The organism is Streptomyces sp. NBC_01451, assembly GCF_036227485.1.
Lineage (GTDB): Bacteria > Actinomycetota > Actinomycetes > Streptomycetales > Streptomycetaceae > Streptomyces.
Genome location: NZ_CP109479.1, coordinates 2,411,428 through 2,430,382 on the forward strand (window position 1 = coordinate 2,411,428; position 18,955 = coordinate 2,430,382).

At 70.4% G+C, this 18,955-nt stretch carries 11 protein-coding genes; 3 read left to right on the forward strand and 8 right to left on the reverse strand.

Annotated features, from left to right (window positions below):
- Positions 1-38: 38 nt before the first annotated feature.
- On the reverse strand, positions 39-1,985 hold the full coding sequence (locus OG595_RS10165) for an acyl-CoA dehydrogenase family protein (RefSeq protein ID WP_329270230.1): 1,947 nt from the start codon (positions 1,983-1,985) through the stop codon (positions 39-41).
- 374 nt (positions 1,986-2,359) lie between these two features.
- On the opposite strand from OG595_RS10165, the gene OG595_RS10170 reads away from it, so the two are divergent.
- From OG595_RS10170 to OG595_RS10180, 3 genes are all read left to right on the forward strand, one after another.
- Positions 2,360-3,379, forward strand: coding sequence for a LacI family DNA-binding transcriptional regulator (locus OG595_RS10170; protein WP_329270233.1), 1,020 nt, complete (start codon positions 2,360-2,362; stop codon positions 3,377-3,379).
- Between the two features lie 235 nt (positions 3,380-3,614).
- Positions 3,615-5,666 (forward strand): glycoside hydrolase family 31 protein, encoded by a 2,052-nt coding sequence (locus OG595_RS10175; RefSeq protein WP_329270236.1) that lies wholly within the window; start codon positions 3,615-3,617, stop codon positions 5,664-5,666.
- Positions 5,667-6,306: 640 nt separating this feature from the next.
- A complete protein-coding gene (locus tag OG595_RS10180; RefSeq protein ID WP_329270238.1) occupies positions 6,307-7,494 on the forward strand; it encodes a sulfotransferase family protein in 1,188 nt (395 codons plus the stop codon).
- Positions 7,495-7,535: 41 nt separating this feature from the next.
- On the opposite strand, the gene OG595_RS10185 is transcribed toward OG595_RS10180, so the two are convergent.
- From OG595_RS10185 to OG595_RS10215, 7 genes are all read right to left on the reverse strand, one after another.
- Positions 7,536-8,255 (reverse strand): glycoside hydrolase family 12 protein, encoded by a 720-nt coding sequence (locus OG595_RS10185; protein ID WP_329270240.1) that lies wholly within the window; start codon positions 8,253-8,255, stop codon positions 7,536-7,538.
- Between the two features lie 86 nt (positions 8,256-8,341).
- Positions 8,342-10,612 carry a glycosyl hydrolase family 95 catalytic domain-containing protein gene (locus OG595_RS10190; protein ID WP_329270242.1) on the reverse strand — a complete coding sequence of 757 codons (2,271 nt, stop codon included), beginning with the start codon at positions 10,610-10,612 and terminating at the stop codon, positions 8,342-8,344.
- Positions 10,609-12,573 carry a beta-galactosidase gene (locus OG595_RS10195; RefSeq protein ID WP_329270244.1) on the reverse strand — a complete coding sequence of 655 codons (1,965 nt, stop codon included), beginning with the start codon at positions 12,571-12,573 and terminating at the stop codon, positions 10,609-10,611. The genes OG595_RS10190 and OG595_RS10195 overlap by 4 nt, the downstream gene beginning before the upstream one ends.
- Positions 12,573-14,804 (reverse strand): 1,4-beta-glucanase, encoded by a 2,232-nt coding sequence (locus tag OG595_RS10200; RefSeq protein ID WP_329270246.1) that lies wholly within the window; start codon positions 14,802-14,804, stop codon positions 12,573-12,575. Before OG595_RS10200 ends, OG595_RS10195 begins: the two co-directional genes overlap by 1 nt.
- A gap of 137 nt (positions 14,805-14,941) precedes the next feature.
- Entirely contained in the window at positions 14,942-15,868 is a 927-nt protein-coding gene (locus OG595_RS10205; protein ID WP_329270247.1) for a carbohydrate ABC transporter permease, read from the reverse strand.
- Positions 15,865-16,953 (reverse strand): ABC transporter permease, encoded by a 1,089-nt coding sequence (locus OG595_RS10210; protein WP_329270250.1) that lies wholly within the window; start codon positions 16,951-16,953, stop codon positions 15,865-15,867. The genes OG595_RS10205 and OG595_RS10210 overlap by 4 nt, the downstream gene beginning before the upstream one ends.
- Positions 16,953-18,641, reverse strand: coding sequence for an extracellular solute-binding protein (locus OG595_RS10215; RefSeq protein ID WP_329270251.1), 1,689 nt, complete (start codon positions 18,639-18,641; stop codon positions 16,953-16,955). Before OG595_RS10215 ends, OG595_RS10210 begins: the two co-directional genes overlap by 1 nt.
- Between the last annotated feature and the right edge of the window lie 314 nt (positions 18,642-18,955).

An 18,955-nucleotide genomic window follows, 5' to 3' on the forward strand; every position in this document is an offset into this window, starting at 1 on the left:
CCCCTTCGGGGCGCGGGGTCCCGGCCTCGGCCTCGGCCTCAGCGGATGGGGCGGTGGACGTTCTCCTGTTTCGTCGGGCCGGGGGTGGCGTCCGCGATCCAGGGGCCCTCGCCCGAGAGGTCGACGACGCCCTCCTCCAGCCAGGTGTACGTGCCGGCGAGGACGCCCTTGACCACCGCGCGGTCGACGTCGTCGGTGTTGGTCCACAGGCGGCCGAAGAGTTCCTCGACGCGGACGCGGGCCTGGCGACAGAAGGCGTCGGCCAGTTGGTAGGCCTCGCGGCCGTTCTGGCCCTGGGCGCGCAGGAGTTCGGCGCGTACGCAGGCGGCGCTCATCGCGAACAGTTCGGCGCCGATGTCGACGATCCGGCCGAGGAAGCCCTGCTTGGTCTCCATCCGGCCCTGCCAGCGGGACATGGCGTAGAAGGTGGAGCGGGCCAGCTTGCGCGCACTGCGCTCGACGTAGCGCAGATGGGGCGAGAGGTCGACGCCCTCGCGCTTGAACTCGGCGTACGAGCCCGGGAGTTGTCCGGCTCCGGTGACCAGCTTGGGCAGCCACTTGGCGTAGAAGACACCGGCGTTCGCGCCCGCCTTCGCCTTGTCGGACAGGGACTTGTCGGGGTCGATGAGGTCGCCCGCGACCGTCAGATGGGCGTCGACGGCCTCGCGGGCGATCAGCAGGTGCATGATCTCCGTGGAGCCCTCGAAGATGCGGTTGATGCGGAGGTCTCGCAGCATCTGTTCGGCGGGGACCGCCCGTTCCCCGCGGGCGGCGAGCGACTCGGCGGTCTCGAAGCCGCGTCCGCCACGGATCTGGACCAGCTCGTCGGCCATCAGCCAGGCCATCTCGGAGCCGTACAGCTTGGCGAGGGCGGCCTCGATGCGGATGTCGTTGCGGTTCTCGTCGGCCATCTGGGAGGAGAGGTCCAGGACCGCTTCGAGGGCGAAGGTGGTGGCCGCGATGAAGCTGATCTTCGCGCCGACCGCCTCGTGCAGCGCGACGGGCTTCCCCCACTGCTCCCGTACGCCCGACCACTCCCGGGCGATCTTCAGGCACCACTTCCCGGCGCCGACGCACATCGCGGGCAGCGACAGGCGGCCCGTGTTCAGGGTGGTCAGGGCGATCTTGAGGCCGGCGCCCTCGGGGCCGATCCGGTTGGCGGCCGGGACGCGCACCTGGTGGAGGCGGGTGACACCGTTCTCCAGGCCGCGCAGGCCCATGAAGGCGTTGCGGTGTTCGACGGTGACACCCTCGGAGGCGGTCTCGACGACGAACGCGGTGATGCCGCCCTTGTGGCCCTCGGACTTCGGGACGCGGGCCATGACGACGAGGAGGTCGGCGACGACTCCGTTGGTCGTCCAGAGCTTCACCCCGTCCAGGACGTAGTCGTCGCCGTCCGGTACCGCGCTGGTGGCGAGCCGCGCCGGGTCTGAGCCGACGTCGGGCTCGGTCAGCAGGAACGCCGAGATGTCGGTGCGGGCGCAGCGCGGCAGGAACTCGTCCTTCTGTTCCTGGGTGCCGAAGAGCTTCAGCGGCTGCGGTACGCCGATCGACTGGTGGGCGGAGAGCAGCGCGCCGAGCGCCGGGTTCGCGGAGCCGACCAGGGCGAGGGCCTTGTTGTAGTAGACCTGGGTGAGGCCGAGGCCGCCGTACTTGGTGTCGATCTTCATACCGAGGGCGCCGAGCTCCTTGAGCCCGTTCACGACCTCGTCCGGGATCCGGGCCTCGCGTTCGATGCGGGCCGCGTCGATCTTCGTCTCGCAGAAGTCCCGCAGCCTGGCGAGGAACTCCTCGCCGCGCCGCGCGTCCTCGGCGGGCGGGAGCGGGTGCGGGTGGATGAGGTCGAGCCGGAAGCGGCCGAGGAACAGTTCCTTGGCGAAGCTGGGCTTGCGCCAGCCCTGTTCCCGGGCGGCCTCCGCCACCTGGCGGGCCTCCCGCTCGGTGACGGTGGGTTTGGCTGGGGGCTTGACTGGGCTTGCGGACATGAGGCACACCTCGCCGCGAATCGGGATCTTGAGGACCGTACGTTACTGATCGGTGCTACTCGATCGTTGGTACCCGATTACGGGCGCCCCCACCAGTCCTCGCGCGGCCATCGGCCGGGACTGGCCCCCGGCGCCCTCTCCACACGACGGTGACGGGGGATGTTCCGCCCAGCACTCCTCAGCGGGCACCCCCAGGTGGGAAAGTTGCCATGGTGGCCGAGAAGGCCCCGAAAACCTTGTCGAAGCGCTTCGACAACATATGGACACCCAACCCGGGTGGGGTTACTGTCGTTCCACCCTCACTCGCCGTTATCCGTCGCCGTTATCCGTTACGCGCACTGTCGAAGCGCTTCACACAATACTTGGAGAGCTGGATGGTCACCCTCGCCGAGGTCGCCCAGCACGCCGGAGTCTCGGCGAGCACGGTGAGCTATGTCCTCAGCGGCAAGCGGTCCATCTCCGTGGGCACCCGGCAGCGGGTCGAGCAGAGCATCCAACAGCTCGGCTACCACCCGAACGCGGGCGCCCGGGCGCTGGCGAGCAGTCGCTCCAACATCGTCGCCCTGATGGTGCCGCTGCGTACGGACATGTACGTGCCGGTGATGATGGAGATCGCCATCGCCGTGGCCACCAGCGCCCGCACCTACGGGTACGACGTACTGCTGCTCACCGGTGAGGAGGGCCCCGACGCCGTGCGCCGCGTGACCGGCAGCGGGCTCGCCGACGCGATGATCCTGATGGACGTCGAACTCGACGACGAGCGGCTGCCGTTGCTGCGCGGGACGGACCAGCCGTCCGTGCTCATCGGACTGCCGGCCGCCACCGAGGGCCTGACCTGCGTCGACCTCGACTTCGGGGCCACGGGCGCGCTGTGCGCCGAGCACCTCGCGGAGTTCGGGCACCGCGACATCGCTGTCATCGGCGAGGCGCCCGCGGTCTACGAAAGGCACACCGGTTTCGCCGAGCGCACGCTCGACGGACTCCGTTCCCGGTCGAGGGAGTTGGGGGTGCGCGTGCTGCACCGGCCGTGCGAGGGCGGGTTCGACGCGATGACGGTGACCCTGGCCCGGATCTTCGACGAACGGCCGGGCACCACGGGGTTCGTCGTGCAGAACGAGTCGGCGGTCGAACCGCTGCTCGCGCTGTTGCGCCAGCAAGGGCGGGCGGTGCCGGAGGACGTGTCGGTCATCGCCGTCTGTCCTGACCAGGTCGCCACCCAGGCCTCGGTGCGGCTGACGTCCGTCGCCATTCCGGCGCAGGAGATGGGGCGCCGCGCGGTGGAACTGCTGATCGCCAAGCTGGAAGGGCACGGGAGCGACGAAGTCGCTTTGATCGCACCCGAGTTGACGGTGCGTGCGAGTACGGGGCCGGCCCCGGCACCGGCCACTTCCTGATCCCCGCTCCCTGATTCCTGTCCCCACACACTGATCCCCCCACGTCCCGCCCGCGTCGGCCGGCCTCGTCCGGAACCGACCACCACAACCGAAGACCTCACCCGAGCACACACCCAACGCCTCGACGTCTCAAGGCCGTTGGGGCACCCCTGCCTGTCCCGGACCGGCCCGCCAGAGCCGTGCCGGGTTCCCGCACAGCCGCCCCTCCCCCACTCCTTCCTTCAGGAGCCGCCACGTGAACCAGTCCGCCGAATCCCTGCCCCCGTCAGGCGCGGTCAGCCTCGCGCAGTCCTCCCCCACCGTCGGTACGTTCCGTGAGCGGGACGGTGCGCTGGAGTGGAGCGGCCGTCAGGAGACCGTACGGATAGAGCCCTGGGGCCCGGACGCGGTCCGGGTCCGGACCCGGCTCGGCGGACCGGTCCTGGAGGGGCTGCCGGGTGCCCTGCTGGACGAGCCGGAGTCGACGCCGTACACCGTCAAGATCGAGGACGGGCAGGGGCGGTTGACCGTCGGCGCGCTGACCGTCGAGGTGAGCGCCGAGGGCCTGATCCGGTTCCTGCGCACCGATGACTCGGCCGAGCTGCTCGCCGAGGAGCGGGCGCACTTCTGGTGGCCGGGCTCGCGTCTCTACACGGCCGTCGGCAACGGCTACCACCGCCTTGAGCAGCGGTTCGCCGCCTACGAGGACGAGAAGCTGTACGGCCTCGGCCAGCACCAGCACGGCCTGTTCGACCAGAAAGGTGTCGTGCTGGACCTGGTGCAGCGCAACGCCGAGGTGTCCGTGCCCGTGCTCACCTCCAGCCGTGGCTACACCCTGCTGTGGAACAGCCCGGCAATCGGGCGGGTGGAGCTGGCGGGCAACGGGACGCGCTGGGTGGCGGATTCGGCCCGGCAGATCGACTACTGGATCACCGCCGGGCAGCCGGCCGACGCCCAGCGGCGCTACAGCGCGGTGACGGGACGTACACCGATGCTGCCGGAGTGGGCGGCGGGCTTCTGGCAGTGCAAGCTGCGCTACCGCACGCAGGACGAACTCCTCGACGTGGCACGGGAGTACAAGCGGCGCGGGCTGCCGCTGCGGGCCATCGTGTGCGACTTCTTCCACTGGACGCATCTGGGCGACTGGAAGTTCGACCCGGCCGAGTGGCCCGACCCGGCCGCCATGGTCGCGGAGTTGGCGGAGATGGGTGTCAAACTCGTCGTCTCCGTGTGGCCTTCGGTGTCGCCGCTCTCCGAGAACCATCAGCTCATGGAGCAGCGCGGCTACCTCATCGGCACGCAGTACGGCCCGATGGCGCACGCCGACTGGCCGGACAAGGGTGTCGCGTCCACCGTCCAGGTCGCCTTCTACGACGCCACGAACCCGGAGGCCCGCGAGTTCGTGTGGTCGAAGATCCGGGACAACTACCTTGCCCCGTACGGCATCACGGCCTTCTGGCTGGACGCCTGCGAGCCGGAGCTGAAGCCGGGCTTCCCGGAGAACCTGCGGTACTGGGCGGGCCCCGGCCTGGAGGTCGGCAACCTGTACCCGGTCGAGAACGCCCGCACCTTCTACGAGGGCCTGGTCGCGTCCGGCGAGGACGAGGTGATCAGCCTCAACCGCTCGGCGTGGGCGGGCAGTCAGCGCTACGGCGCCGCCCTGTGGTCCGGTGACATCGGCGTCGACTTCCCGACCCTGCGCCGCCAGATCGCGGCCGGTCTCAACACCGCCCTCTCCGGCATCCCCTGGTGGAACACCGACATCGGCGGCTTCCACGGGGGCGACCCGGACGACCCGGCGTACCGCGAGGTGATGGTCCGCTGGTTCCAGTTCGGCGCGTTCTCGCCGCTGATGCGTCTGCACGGGTTCCGTGACCCGGGCATGCCGCTGGGTCCCGACATGACCGGCGGTCCCAACGAGGTGTGGTCGTACGGTGCGGAGGCCGGCGCGATCCTGGAGCGGTACGTCCATCTGCGCGAGCGCCTGAAGCCGTACGTGCTGCGGGTCATGCGGGAGGCGCACGAGGAGGGGCTGCCGGTGATGCGCCCGCTGTTCCTGGAGTTCCCGGACGACCCGGCGGCGTGGTCGGTCGACGACGCGTATCTCTTCGGCCCCGACCTGCTGGTCGCCCCGGTCCTGACGGCGGGCGCGACGACCCGTACGGCGTACCTCCCGGCGGGGGCGGCCTGGACGGACGCGTGGAGCGGTGAGACGTATGCGGGTGGTGCGGCCGTGACGGTGGACGCGCCGCTGGAGCGGATCCCGCTGTTTCTGCGGGATGGGGCGAGGCTCCCGATCGTCGAGTAGCGGCTGCCGCCGGCTGGTGGGAGGGGTGGTTCGGTTCGGCGGTGGGTGCGGGGGCGTGGTGGCTTGGCGCGCAGTTCCCCGCGCCCCTGTAGGGGCGGTCCCCCGGTCGGGGAGTCGTGGCTGCCGGGCCGGCTCGGGGAACGGGTGGTTCGGTTCGGGGGTGGGTGCGGGGGCGTGGTGGCTTGGCGCGCAGTTCCCCGCGCCCCTGTAGGGGCGGTCTTCCGGTCGGGGAGTCGTGGCTGCCGGGCCGGCTTGGGGAACAGGTGGTTCGGTTCAGCGGTGGGTGCGGGAGCGTGGTGGCTTGGCGCGCAGTTCCCCGCGCGCCTGTGGGGGCGGTCTTCCGGTCGGGGAGTCGTGGCTGCCGGGCCGGCTTGGGGAACAGGTGGTTCGGTTCAGCGGTGGGTGCGGGAGCGTGGTGGCTTGGCGCGCAGTTCCCCGCGCCCCTGTAGGGGCGGTCCCCCGGTCGGGGAGTCGTGGTTGCCGTCGGCTCGTGGGAGGGGTTGTTGTGGTTTGGCGGGCGGTTCACGGCGCGCCTGTAGGGCGTGTCCCCGGGGGGGGCGGTGGGTGCGTCAACTTGCGCTCTTTGCAGACTGGTCAGGCGAACCAGTCCTGGTGTTCCCTTGGAAAGGAAAACTGTCTCGTGTCCAGTGCTCCCCTCGCCCTCACGCTGGCGAACCTGTTACTGCGGCCCTCGTTGGGATCCCGGCGCGATCCGGACCGGGTGTTCGACCGGATCGCCGGCAAGGCGGGGCGAGCGGACGGGGACGAGGCGTTCGTCGAGGGGTTCCGGCCGCTGCTCGCCGAGTGGGCGGCCGACGAGGAACTGTCGCCGGTCGGCTGGCAGTCCGCTCAGGCCCACGTCCGCAGGCATCTCACCAACCGGGCCCGGGTCCGGCGGCTGATCGCCGAGCATCCCGCGATAGCCCAGGAGCCCATCGAGAAGCCCGTGTTCGTGGTGGGTCTCCCGCGTACCGCCACCACGCTCACCCACAGCGTGCTGTCCCTCTCCGACGAGCACCGCTGCCCCCGGCTGTGGGAACTGCTCGCCCCCGGCCTCGAACCGTCGCCCGGCGAGCGGCGGAAGGCGGTCACGACCGCGCGCCGGACGCTCGACGGCACGTATCTGCTCAGCCCGCGCTTCCGCGAGATCCACCCCATGACCGCCGAGGGCCCCGAGGAGTGCACCTTCCTCCTGCCGCACGCCCTGGTGCCGCTGTCCCAGGCCCGGCTCCCGGAGTACCACGCCCGGCAGTTCGAGCGGGACTTCGTCCCCGACTACCGGCACCTCAAGGAGTGCTTCCAGGTGCTCCAGTACGGTCGGCCGCGGCGCCGCTGGATCCTCAAGTCCCCCATGCACACCGGGAATCTCGACGCCCTGCGCACCGTGTTCCCCGACGCCACGCTCGTGTGGACCCACCGCGACCCGGCGACCGCCGTCGCCTCGTTCTGCAGCCTGGTCGAGTGCGGAATGGCCCTCTCCCGGCGCACGGTGGACCTGCACGCCCTCGGCGCCACCTGGCTCGACCTGCTCAGCCGCTCCGTGCGGCGCGGCCTCGCGGCCCGGGCCGGCATCCCCCGCGAGGAGGTGGTGGACGTGCCGTACTCCTGGCTCGGCTCCGACCCGGCCGCGGGCGCACCGAAGCTCTACGCGGCCGTCGGCGCCCCCTGGACCGACGCCGACGCGGCCCGGCTCCCCACGGTCAGCACCCACCTCAGGGGCAGCCGCCCCCACCGCTACGACCTGTCCCGCTACGGCCTGACCCGCGCCGACGTCGAGACGGCCTTCGCGGACTACAACACCCTGCGGGCCGAGGTCGACCGCGCCTGAACGGCGCGGCCGGCCCCGGCCCTGTCACCTGGCTGCCGACGTCAGCTGCTGCTGACCGTCAGGTTGTTGGTGGTGAAGTTCAGGCCGCCGGAGGACGAGGTGATCTCGAACCCGAACTGCACGTCACCGATCGTCTCGTTGCCGAACCAGCCCTTGGTGTCCTTGATCCACTTGAGGATCGGCAGGATGTTGACCGTGCCGGACGACGAGTTCGAGGTACGGATGAACGAGAAGACCTCGTTCGCTCCGTTGCTGCCCTTGTAGACGGTCCAGCTGTGGCCGCCCAGCGTCACGTTGCCCTGCGAGGTGCCGAGCGGCCCGACGGCTCCGGTCTTGTTGACCCAGAGCATGATCTCGTAGTCGTAGTCGGTGTCCCAGATGTCGTACGACGTGTTGTACGCGCCGGACGACGGGACCGAGACGTTGTAGCTGCTGGAGAGCGAACCGAGCGAGGTGATCGTCTTGTTGATCACCTTCTTGGAGTTGGGGTAGGACTTGATGCCGCCGGTGTTGGGGTGGTTGGCGTTGACGCCCCAGTTCGTGCCGGAGTTGGCCCAGATGCACTGGCTTCCGGCGCCGGAGCCCCAGATGTTGTTGTAGAGGGTGTAGCCGTTCAGCGAGGTGTTGCCCCACTGGTCGCAGGAGCTCCAGACGGCCGCGGAGGCGGGGGCGGAGGCGAGGCCGACGGTGGCGCCGAGCGCGAGGGCGGGGGCCAGCAGGACCTTGGTGATCCGGCTCAGGGTGCGGGTGCGTGTTGCCATGGGGGTTCCTTCCATGGGTGGGGGGAAATGCGGGTGGGGGGTGGGGGTTGGTGTGCTGCTTTCTGTCGCGCTGTTCCTCGGTGCGGTTACCGCGGCCCCAGGTCGAGGACGCGGTCCTCTCCGGCGACGAGATCGAGCGTGCGTGAGCCGGAGGAGGTTCTGAGGTCGATCCGGTGGCTGCGGGTCGGGCGTACGACGGCCCGGCCCCGCCCCGGTCCCCAGTCGAGGTCCACCTCCGCGCCGAAGCGCGTGCGTACGCCCCGGAGCCGGCCGGTGGGGCAGGACGCGGGGAGCGCGGGCAGGAGGACCAGCCGGTCGGGGGTCGACTGGACGATCGCCTCGATGAGCACCGCCGGCAGGGTGTGTGCCGCGTCGGCGTTGTAGACGTCCCGCTCCGGGTAGTGGGCGCTCATCAGTGAGGCGTGGAAGAAGTCGCCGTCGAGCACCTGGCCGAGGGCGTGGGTGACCCGTTCGCCGTCGCGGAGCCGGGCGGCGATCAGCGCGTGGTGCAGGTGTCCGTGGGCCGAGTCGTTCTCGGCGCCCCGGAGCTGGAGGGCGCGGTACGCGGCGGCGGCGAGGTCGGGGGTGTCGTACGGGTTGATCTCGTCGAGGGGCCAGACACCGTAGAGGTGGCTGAGGTGACGGTGGTCGTAGGTGTCGTCGAGGCCGGGCCACGCCCATTCGGCGAGCGCGCCGTCGGCGTTGACCCGGTGCGGCGGGAGCCGGTCGGCCAACGCCCGCCAGCGGTCGGCCCGTTCGGGGTCGTCGGGGTGGTGGTCGGCGGCGGTGAGCAGGGCGTGCCGGGCCGCCGAGAGGTCCATGGCGGCATTGACGGCGCCCCAGCTCGCGTTGGCGGGACGGTTCTCGGGCGAGTAGGAGGGGACGACGACGAGGTGTCCGTCAGGGTCGGTGCGGGTGAGGAAGTCCTCGTAGAACAGGGCGACTTCGGCGAGCAGGGCGGCCGTGCGCGGGTCACGGACGCCCTCGGTGTCGTCGTGGTCGACGAGGGGCTTCAGCAGCCAGTCGGCGCCGGCGGTCCACAGGTGGAGCGGGTACTCGCGGCTGAAGTGGTAGATCAGCCCGGACTCTCCGTCGGTGTGTGCGGGCGCGGCCACGCCCCGGGCGCCGAAGACCGCGCGGGCGTTCTCCCGCCAGTCGTCCACCTGACTGTGGATCAGGGACGCATGGGCCGCGGTGACTTCGGGGAGCGCTCCGGCCGCCGCGGACGCGGTCTGGAGGTTGAGGTTGGCGTCGGTGGTGAACGCGCCGGACCAGGCGGTGTTCCAGTCGCCGGTCCACAGGCCGACCAGGCGGGGCGGAAGCATTCCGCTGGCGGAGAGCAGGTGGTAGCGGCCGGCGGCGAAGAGACGTTCCAGCAGGGCCGGGCTCTTCGTGCGGGTCAGCAACTCGGCTCCGGGCAGGGCGCGTTCGGTCTCGTCGGCGGCGAGGTCGAGGGTGACACGGTCGTAGGCGGTGCGGTGGAGGGGGGTGTGACGGGCGAGGAGACGGTCGTATGTCTGGTCCCCCGACCATGGCTCACCGTCCGCGTCCGGCAGGAGTTCCCGCAGGTCACGGGCGTGGTCGGCCGTGTCCAGCTCGCCGGTGTGCCGGACGACGCGGGTCAGCAGCAGCACGGACCGCGCGCCCTCGACCCGGACGCCGGGCGGGGTGAGGGTCGTGTCCCCGCCCGTGGGCACGACGAGGGTCACCCCGGTGTATGCGCGGTCGCTGTCCGGGTAGCGGGCGCGGAGGGTGAGCAGGGCGCCCTCAGGGGTGCGCACCACACTCTGGCCGACGCCCAACTCCGCCGGGGCGCCCGGGAGTCGGTGGTCGAGGGTGATGTCGAGGGTGAGGCCGGGACCGTCGGCGACACCGGTGTCGCCGGTGACGTACTGGACGATGACGTCGTCCGCGCGGGACACGAAGACCCGGCTGCGCCAGCCCTCGCACCCGGCGTCGGTGACGCCGGTGGTGAAGTCGACGGACCGCCGGTAGTCACGCTGCCGCCCCGCCGGTGCTCCGCCGCGCAGCCGCACCTGGAACGCCGGATGGAAGGGCTGCACCCATTGCAGCCCACGCCCGTCCGTGAAGTCCTCGGCGGCGGTGGTGTCACCGGCCAGCAACCGGTCCTGGAGGGTGGTCAGCCGGTCCGCGAGCTCCGGTGGACGTGCCCGCTCGCCGCCGTTCGGGCGGACGAGGGAGTGGTGCGTGACGACGACACGTTCGCTCTCCGGGTCGCCGAAGACCAGGGCGCCGTGGTTGCCGTTGCCGCTCAGATAGCCGTCCTCCCAGCGGGCGGCGGGGCGAGGTTCCCAGGTTCCGTGGACGGGTCCGTGGACCGGTTCGTCGGATGTCATGGCTTCAGCACCGCCACTCCGTACCGGTCCAGCGACACCTCGTCCATGACGATCCCGCCGGTCAACAGGTCCCGGTGGACGCCGGGTACGCGGACGGCCACCGGGTCGGACCCGTGGTTGAGCACGAAGAGCAGCTCACCGCGCCGGACCGCCTCGACCCCGGCGGGCAGTCCGTCCAGGACCGGGCGGACGCCGGCGTCCGCGCCGATCCGCGCGAGGAGGTCCCGCAGCGCGTCGGGCTCGGGGAGGGTGGAGACGTACCAGGCGCGTCCCTTGCGCAGCACCGCCGGCAGCCCGTCGAGTTCGCCGCCCTTGTACGGGGTGACCTCGTCGGCGCCGTCGGCCTCCAGTTCCTCGGACCACAGGTGGCCCTGGAAGCCGTCCACTTCGACGGTCTCGCCCGCGTCCAGCGGCCACCACTCGTGCAGGGTGCCCAGGCCGAACAGCTCGCGCAGCCGGGCGTCCATGCCGCCGGGCCGTACCCGGTCGTCCTCGTCGGCGACACCGGTGAGGAATCCGCAGACGAGGGTGCCGCCGCCGCGTACGTACGCCTGGAGGTTGTCGATGGCCGCGTCCGTGAGCAGGTACAGCTGCGGTACGACGACGAGCCGGTAGGCGGACAGGTCGTGCTCGGGGTGGGCGAAGCCGGTGGTGAGGTGTGCTTCCCAGAGGGCGCGGTGCCAGGCCCGTACGACCTGCGGGTAGTCCACCTCGGAGGAGAGCCGCCCGTCCTGGGCGCCGCCCCACCAGGCGTGCCAGTCGTGCAGAACGGCGATGTCGTTCGGGGTGTGACTGTCCGTCACCTCACGGCTGATGGCGGCGAGTTCGGCACCGAGCTGCTTGACCTCCTGGAAGGTGCGGCCCTGCTCGCCGGCGTGGCTGACCATGCCGGAGTGGAACTTCTCGGCGCCCTGCCGGGACTGGCGCCACTGGAAGTAGCAGACGGCGTCGGCGCCACGCGCCACCGCCTGGAGCGACCAGAGCCGGTTGAGGCCGCGCGGCTTGGGGTGGTTGACACCCCGCCAGTTGACCGGACCGGCCGCCTGCTCCATCAGCATCCACGGGCCGCGTGCCTGCGAACGCGTCATGTCCTGGATCAGTGCGCCCTGTTGGGCACCGAACGGGTCGCGGGGATCGGGGTACATGTCGACCGAGACGACGTCCTCCTCCTGGACCCAGCGCCAGGCGTCCTGGCCCGCCCACATCGGCATGAAGTTGGTGGTGACCGGGAGGTGCGGGGTGTGACGGCGGACGATGTCGCGTTCCGCGAGGTAGCACTCCAGGAGCGCGTCGGAGGTGAAGCGTTTGAAGTCGAGCACCTGGGTGGGGTTGCGCATGTAGTGCGGGAGGCGCGGCGGCAGGATCTCGTACCAGTCGCCGTATCCCTGGCTCCAGAACGCCGTTCCCCAGGCGGTGTTGAGGGCGTCCAGGGTGCCGTACCTGTCCTGGAGCCAGCGCCGGAAGGCGGCGGCCGACTCGTCGCCCCAGTCGTAGGTGCAGTACTCGTTGTTGATGTGCCACATGATGAGGGCGGGGTGGCCGCCGTAGCGGGCGGCCAGGTCCTCGGTGATGGCGGCGGCGTAGCGGCGGTAGGCGGCGCTGGAGTGCGCGAAGTGCTGGCGCCCGCCCCACCACTCGACGCGCCCGTCCTCGGCGACGGGCAGGGTCTCCGGGTGCAGCCGGCCCATCCAGGGCGGCGGCGAGGAGGTGGGCGTCGCGAGGACGACACCGATGCCGTTCTCGTGCATCAGGTCCATCAGCCGGTCCAGCCAGCCGAACTCCCTGGCGCCTGGGCGGGGTTCGAGCTTCGCCCAGGAGAAGACGCCGAGCGTGACGGAGTTGACCCCGGCGTCCTTCATCAGCCGGACGTCCTCCGGCCAGGTCTCCTCGGGCCACTGCTCGGGGTTGTAGTCACCGCCGAAGAGGACGCGCCCCCGGGTGGCGTCACCGAGCCCGGGCATCAGACGGGCTCCCCGTACTGGATGCCCCGCCCGTTGGTGGCGACGTAGACACGGCCGTGGATGCGCGGGTCGCCGGTGATCGCGGCGCCGGTCCAGCCCCACTGATGGGCGTCGTCGTTGATCCGCGTCCAGGTCCTCGCTTCGTCGTCGGAGCGGTGGATGGCGGTGATGGTCCCGGTGGAACCGACCAGGTAGACCGCCGGGTAGTCGGCGCCCTGGGCGGCCCGGCCGAACCCGAGCGTGTACGAGGCCCAGCAGCTGGCGACCTTGGTGAAGGTGCCCCCTCCGTCGGTGGACCGGTACAGCCCGTTCCACTTGACGCTCAGCCACAGGTCGCCGGAGCGTCCGGGCGCCGCGGCCAGCTCGAACTGGCTGTCGCCGGAGGGCAGTCCGCTCGCCCGGGCGGTGAACGTGAGGCCGCTGTCTGTGCTGGCGTACAGCGTTCCGGTGTCGGTGTCGTAGGCGTAGAACCGGGTCGGGTCGGCCGGGTCGGCGACCGGTGTGGCGCCCTTCGGGATCGAGGAGACCTCGGACCAGGTCGTGCCGTTGTCAGTGGAGCGCTGGGCCGGGTACTTCGTGCCGTCCCAGTGCACGAAGGTCCACAGCAGCACGCTGCCGTCGGCGTTGGCGGCGATCGGCCCCGGCGCGTTCTTGGCGATGGCGGGCTGGGTGGCGAAGGGTGCCCAGCTCCGTCCGCCGTCGTTCGAGAAGGCCCCGTTGCCGTTGTCGCCCCATCCGGTCCGGACGACGTACGACGGCTTGGCCGCGGCCTGGGCGAGTCCCGTCGCCGATCCGAACACGGGGTTCGACGCCATGCCGCGTGAGGGGGACGCCGTGAGCCGCTCGTGGTACATCACGCCGATGTCCCCGAGCCCGCTGAGCAGGTGCGCCTCCCCGGTCGGGGGCGAGACGAGCTGGCGTACGGACGTCTCCTCCAGGCCGCGGATCTGCGGGGCCCAGTGCTTGAGGTCGCGGGTGCCGTAGAGGGTCGCACCGGTCCCGTACACGATGTGCCGGGAGTCGTAGGGGTCGACGGCGAGCGCCTGGATCCACCAGCCGAACTTCGGCTTGTCCTTGCCGAACGTGAGGAAGGGGGTCTCGGACACGTCGAACACCGCGGTGTCCTTGAGGGACGTCCAGGTACGGCCACCGTCCGTGGAGCGGAACACCGTGTCGATGTCGGCCCAGCGGTTGTTGGTGGAGACGACGAGGGTGCCGGCCCGGCAGGCGTCGACGGCGACCCCGCCGTAGGCGAAGTTGTCGGCGGAGCCGTCGGCGGTGGTCCCGCCCGGCTCGACCGGGGTCACGTCCGTCCAACTGCCGGTGGTGGTGCGCAACTTGTGCACGCTGCCGTCCGACTGACCGTTGGGCCCGGGCGCGTTGGCGTACGTCACGTACAGGTCGCGGGTGTGCTTGTCGTAGGCGGCGCGGATCGGGACCCTGGCCGAGGTGACACCGACGGGCTGGCCGGGCACGGCTTCCCAGGTGGTGCCGTCGGAGGTGCGGTACAGGTTGGCGGTGCCGGCGGTGCCCTTGCCGTCGCCGTCTCCCCAGCCGGCGTAGACGGTACGGCCGGCCGCGACCAGGAAGACCACGCCCTGGCCGCTCGGGCTCGGGGTGGCCGGGAAGGTGGTCGCGGGTGCCCAGGTGGCGCCCCGGTCGGTGGACTTGAGGAGTCCGTCGTGCCGGGTGCCCAGCCACAGGGTGTCGCTGTCCCGCGGGTCGACGAGCAGCCGCTCGCCGGCGCCCCGCCCGTCCTCGTTGGCTCCCAGCTTCACGGTCAGGTCGGTACGGGCCCAGGTCCTGCCCCGGTCCTCGGACCGCAGGACGGCACCGTTTCCGGCCCACGACTGGGCGTAGGTGCCGAGGGAGAGGTACACCCGGTCGGGGTGCGCGGGATCGACGGCGATCGCCTCGACCCCGAGGAGGTTCCAGTCGTCCCACCCGAGGTGATCGGTGAGCGCGGTCCAGCGCGCGGCGCGCTCGTCCCACCGGTAGGCGCCGCCGATGTCGGTACGGGCGTAGGCGAGACCGCGGACGGAGGGGTGGAAGAGCACTCCGGTGACGAATCCGGTGCCGCCGATGACGGCGGTGCGCCAGCGGTAGGCGGGGGCAGCCGCGGCAGCGGAGGCCGCCTGAGCCGCCGTACCGGAGACGGATACGGCGGAGACCGCGGCGACGGCAGCGGTCGCGGCAAGAACGGCACGTCTACTCGGACGGGACGCAGGCATGACTTACCTCGATCTGAAGGAAAAAGAGGGGGGAGGACGCGCCCCCGAAGGGGCGCGGGGAACTGCTCGATCGACCGCATCGGCCCCGCAGCCGCCACCAGACCGCAAGGGGGCACCCAGTACAGCGAACCTGGACGTCAGCCCTTGACCGCGCCGGTCAGCATGCCCTTCTTGAAGTGCCGCTGCACGAAGGGCGACGCCACCGCGACCGGGATCAACGCGAGGACCATCACGGCCATCTGCAACCCCAGCGCCGACAACTGCCCGGTACGGACCGCCTGTTGCAGCCCCGTGGGCGACGCGGTGTTCTTCTGGACCAGCTGGATGAGCACGTTCTGCAACGGCATCATGTCCTGGTCGCTGAGATAGATGGACGCGTTGAACCAGGCACTCCAGTACCCGACCGCGTAGAACAGGGAGATCACCGCCAGCACCGCCCGGGACAGCGGCATGATGATGGTCAGCAGGATCCGCAGATCCCCGGCCCCGTCGATCCGCGCGGACTCGGTGAGCTCGGGCGAGATCCCCATGAAGAAGGCGCGCAGGACGAGGATGTTGAAGACACTGACCGCGCTGGGCAGGATCAGCGACAGATAGGTGTCGGTGAGCCCCAGCGACTGCACCAGAAGGTACGTCGGGATGAGGCCGGCCCCGAAGAACATGGTCGCCATCATGGTGAGCAGGAAGAACCGGTGCCCCACACTGCCGGGCCGGGACAGCCCGTAGGCCGCGAGCACCGACACCACCATCGAGAACACCGTGCCGACGAGCGTGACACCGACCGAGATCGTGATCGCCCGGCTGACCTGGCCGCCGCTGAGCAGCTCCGTGTAGTTGACGAAGGTGATGCCCTGGGGGATCACCACGAGACCGCCGACACGGTCGATCACCGGCTTCGGGGAGAGGCTGGTGACGATCACGATCCACAGCGGCCCGAGCACCCCCAGACAGCAGAGCGCGAGGAAGACGCTCTTGGCGGTGATCCCGGCCTTGTTGGGCTCCTCCTCCCACGCGGGGCGGGCAGGGGCCTGGAGGCTGCGGACGAGCTGCGTGTTGAGGCTCACTTCTTGTACACCCCCTGCTCACCGAGCAGGTGCGCGAACTTGTTCGCACCCAGGACGAGACACACTCCGATGGCTCCCTTGACCAGACCGACCGCGGCGGCATAGCTGAAGTCGCCGTTCTGGATACCCATGTTCCACACGTAGGTGTCGAGGACCTCGCTGACCCCCACGCCGACCGCGTCCCGCTGGAGCAGGAACTGTTCGAATCCGACGCTCAGCGCGTCGCCCACCCGCAGGACGAGCAGCAGGGCGATCACCGGGCGCAGCGCGGGCAGCGTCACGTGCCACATGCGGCGCCAGCGCCCCGCGCCGTCCATGGCGGCGGCCTCGTACAGGTCGGTGCTCACGGCGGCCAGCGCGGCGAGGAAGACGATGATCCCCCAGCCGGCGTCCTTCCAGACGGCCTGTGCGGTGACCAGGTACTTGAAGAGGTCCGCGTTGGTCATCAGGTCGAACCCGCTCCACCCGTGGTCCTCAAGGGTCTGGGCGATGATGCCCGCGCCGCCGAAGATCTGCTGGAAGACGGTGACCACGAGGACCCACGAGAAGAAGTGCGGCAGGTACATGATCGCCTGTGCCACGGCCCGCACCCGGGGCCGGATCACGCTGTTGATGACCAGCGCGAGCACGATGGGGATCGGGAAGAACAGCACCAGCTGGAGCACGAACAGCACGATGGTGTTCTTCGCCGCGCCCCAGAACAGCGGGTCGTCGAACATCCGCGAGAACTGCTCCACGCCGACCCAGGGGCTGTGGAAGATCGCCGTGACGCCGTTGCTGGAGACGTAGGGGTCGTAGTCCTGGAAGGCGACGACGTTGCCGAGCAGCGGGATGTAGTTGAAGAGGAGGAGCAGGAGGATGACGGGCAGCGTCATCAGGATGAGCGCGCGGTCACGGCGCAGCCGGACCCGCCAGGGAACCCTGCCCGCCTTGCTCACCTTGCTCACCTTGCTCGCCCTGCCTGCCCTGCGGGCCTTGCGCGGCACCCGTTCCGTCGCCGTCGTTGCGGCGACCGCGGCCGTCGGTTCCTCGACGGCCGCGGGAGAACGAGTCCCGTCGGGCCTGCTCCCGGCCGTGAGAGACATCAGTTGCCGCTGCCGTTCTTGTCGATGAGCTGCTGGTACCAGTCGCGCAGCTTGTCGCCGCCGGAGGACTTCCAGGTGGAGATGGCCGCCTGTACGTCCGACAGCTTGCGGTTGCCGCGCACGTAGTCGATCTCCAGCTGCTCGAACTGGCTGGAGAGGTTCGCCCAGCGGGTCGGCTCGACGATGTTCATACCGTACGTGGACGACTTCTTCATGAAGGCGCCCATCCGCTGCTGCCACTCGACCTGCTTGCGGGCGACGTCGGGGAAGTCGGGGTGGGCGTAGTAGGGGGCCGGCGCGGACAGCATCACCCAGGCGTTGACCACCTCGGAGTTGCCCAGGTCGTTCTTGACCGGGACGCCGTCCTTGACCGTGTAGTGGGTGCCCTCGACGCCGTAGTCGACGAGCATCCGCTCCTTGGTGCCGTAGGGCGCGGCCGCGAAGTCGGCGGCGGCCAGGGCGTTCTCGATCGTGGTCTTCGAGGCGCCCTTGCGGATCATCGACCAGATGTTGGCGGGCTGGGCCGCCCACAGCGTCGGGTCGCCGCCGTCCGCGCCGAAGATGTCCATGCCCTCGATCTGGAAGTCCGGGTTGGACGCGGCCTGTTCGGAGGTCTTCCCGTACCAGTGGGACATGTCCATGTTGTAGGCCAGGATCTGTCCCGCGGTGAACCGGTTGCCCGCGTCACCGGAGCGCGCCTTGTCGTCGGGGTGGACCACACCCGCGTCGAACAGCTTGCGGGTCCACTCCAGGGCCTCCAGGTACTCGGGCTGTTCAGAGCGGTACGTCAGCTTGCCGTCGGAGCCGATGTTCCAGCCGAGCGACCCGGAGGGGCGGACACCGAAGAAGTTGAAGGCGCTCCAGGACATGTCACCGCAGGCCCACACCTTGGCCTTGGCGCTGGTGGCCTCCTTGGCCCAGCTGAGGAACTCGTCGGGCGACTTCGGTACGGAGTAGCCCTTCTTGTCGAAGATGTCCTTGCGGTAGTAGGGCACGATGAAGGACGCGGCGGCGGCCGGCATCGGGATGCCGCGCAGCGCGCCGCCGAAGATGCTCCTGCGCCAGGCGTCGGAGGGGATCGCGGCCAGGTTCGGGTACTTCTTGACCTTGTCGCCCGCCAGGTAGGGGCCGAGGTCCATGAACTTCGCGGTGACGGCGTTCGGGATCTTGCCGACCAGTTCCCAGCCGGGCACGACCACCATGTCGGGGATGGAGCTGGAGGCGAGGACGGCGCCCAGCTTCTGGCCGTAGGTGTTGCCGTCCTGGTTCTGCCAGGTGATCTTGGTGCCCGCCGCGGCGTCGAGTGCCGTGTAGTAGGCGCAGTCGGCCTTCGGCGGGGAGCCCCAGAACGGGGACATGATCTTGAAGGTGGCGCCGGTGCCCAGCTTGTCCGGGACCGAGGCGGTGAGGGCCGCGAGGTCGACCTTGCCGGTGTAGCCGGCGGACGAACCGTTCTTCGACGGAATGTCCGGCCTGGCCACCGTGCTGGCGACGAACGCCGGGAGCAGCTTGTCCGCGGCCTTGCCCGATGTGGTTCCCTCGCGCTCGCCGCCGCCCGAACCCCCGCAGGCGGCAAGCAGCGGCATCCCGCCCGCCACCGCTGCGGTGGCGACCGCCGTCGAGGCGAGGAAGCTTCTCCGGCTCGGCCCGGAGGGACCGGTGGAGGGGGCAGCGGCATTCGGCGTCATTGCGTCAACCCTTCATGGCGCACCAGGACACCCGGCGGTGGAGCCGTCGGCTGCGGTGTCTTGAGTGTCTTGAGTGAGACTGGCTGAGCTGAAGCGTTCCTTCAACCAGTGCATCGGCTATCCGTAGTCGAAGCGCTTCGATGTTGCTGCGAGGTTAAGTGAACACCTGAGGGTGCACAAGGGTCGGTTCCAAGATTCCTCCGAGGTGCGGGGCCCTGCGGAACGGCCCGGAGCGCCCCCGTATGCCGCTTGACATCACGGGCGGGAAACGGAGTTGTTGCGCCTGGGTCTCTTGACACCCACCCCCACGTCGA

Excerpts from the sequence above, each read along its gene's own strand:
- OG595_RS10200 (WP_329270246.1), bottom strand. The coding sequence starts at position 14,804 with ATGCCTGCGTCCCGTCCGAGTAGACGTGCCGTTCTTGCCGCGACCGCT.
- OG595_RS10215 (WP_329270251.1), bottom strand. The coding sequence starts at position 18,641 with ATGACGCCGAATGCCGCTGCCCCCTCCACCGGTCCCTCCGGGCCGAGC.
- OG595_RS10185 (WP_329270240.1), bottom strand. The coding sequence starts at position 8,255 with ATGGCAACACGCACCCGCACCCTGAGCCGGATCACCAAGGTCCTGCTG.
- OG595_RS10190 (WP_329270242.1), bottom strand. The coding sequence starts at position 10,612 with ATGACATCCGACGAACCGGTCCACGGACCCGTCCACGGAACCTGGGAA.
- OG595_RS10195 (WP_329270244.1), bottom strand. The coding sequence starts at position 12,573 with ATGCCCGGGCTCGGTGACGCCACCCGGGGGCGCGTCCTCTTCGGCGGT.
- OG595_RS10165 (WP_329270230.1), bottom strand. The coding sequence starts at position 1,985 with ATGTCCGCAAGCCCAGTCAAGCCCCCAGCCAAACCCACCGTCACCGAG.
- OG595_RS10170 (WP_329270233.1), top strand. The coding sequence starts at position 2,360 with ATGGTCACCCTCGCCGAGGTCGCCCAGCACGCCGGAGTCTCGGCGAGC.
- OG595_RS10210 (WP_329270250.1), bottom strand. The coding sequence starts at position 16,953 with ATGTCTCTCACGGCCGGGAGCAGGCCCGACGGGACTCGTTCTCCCGCG.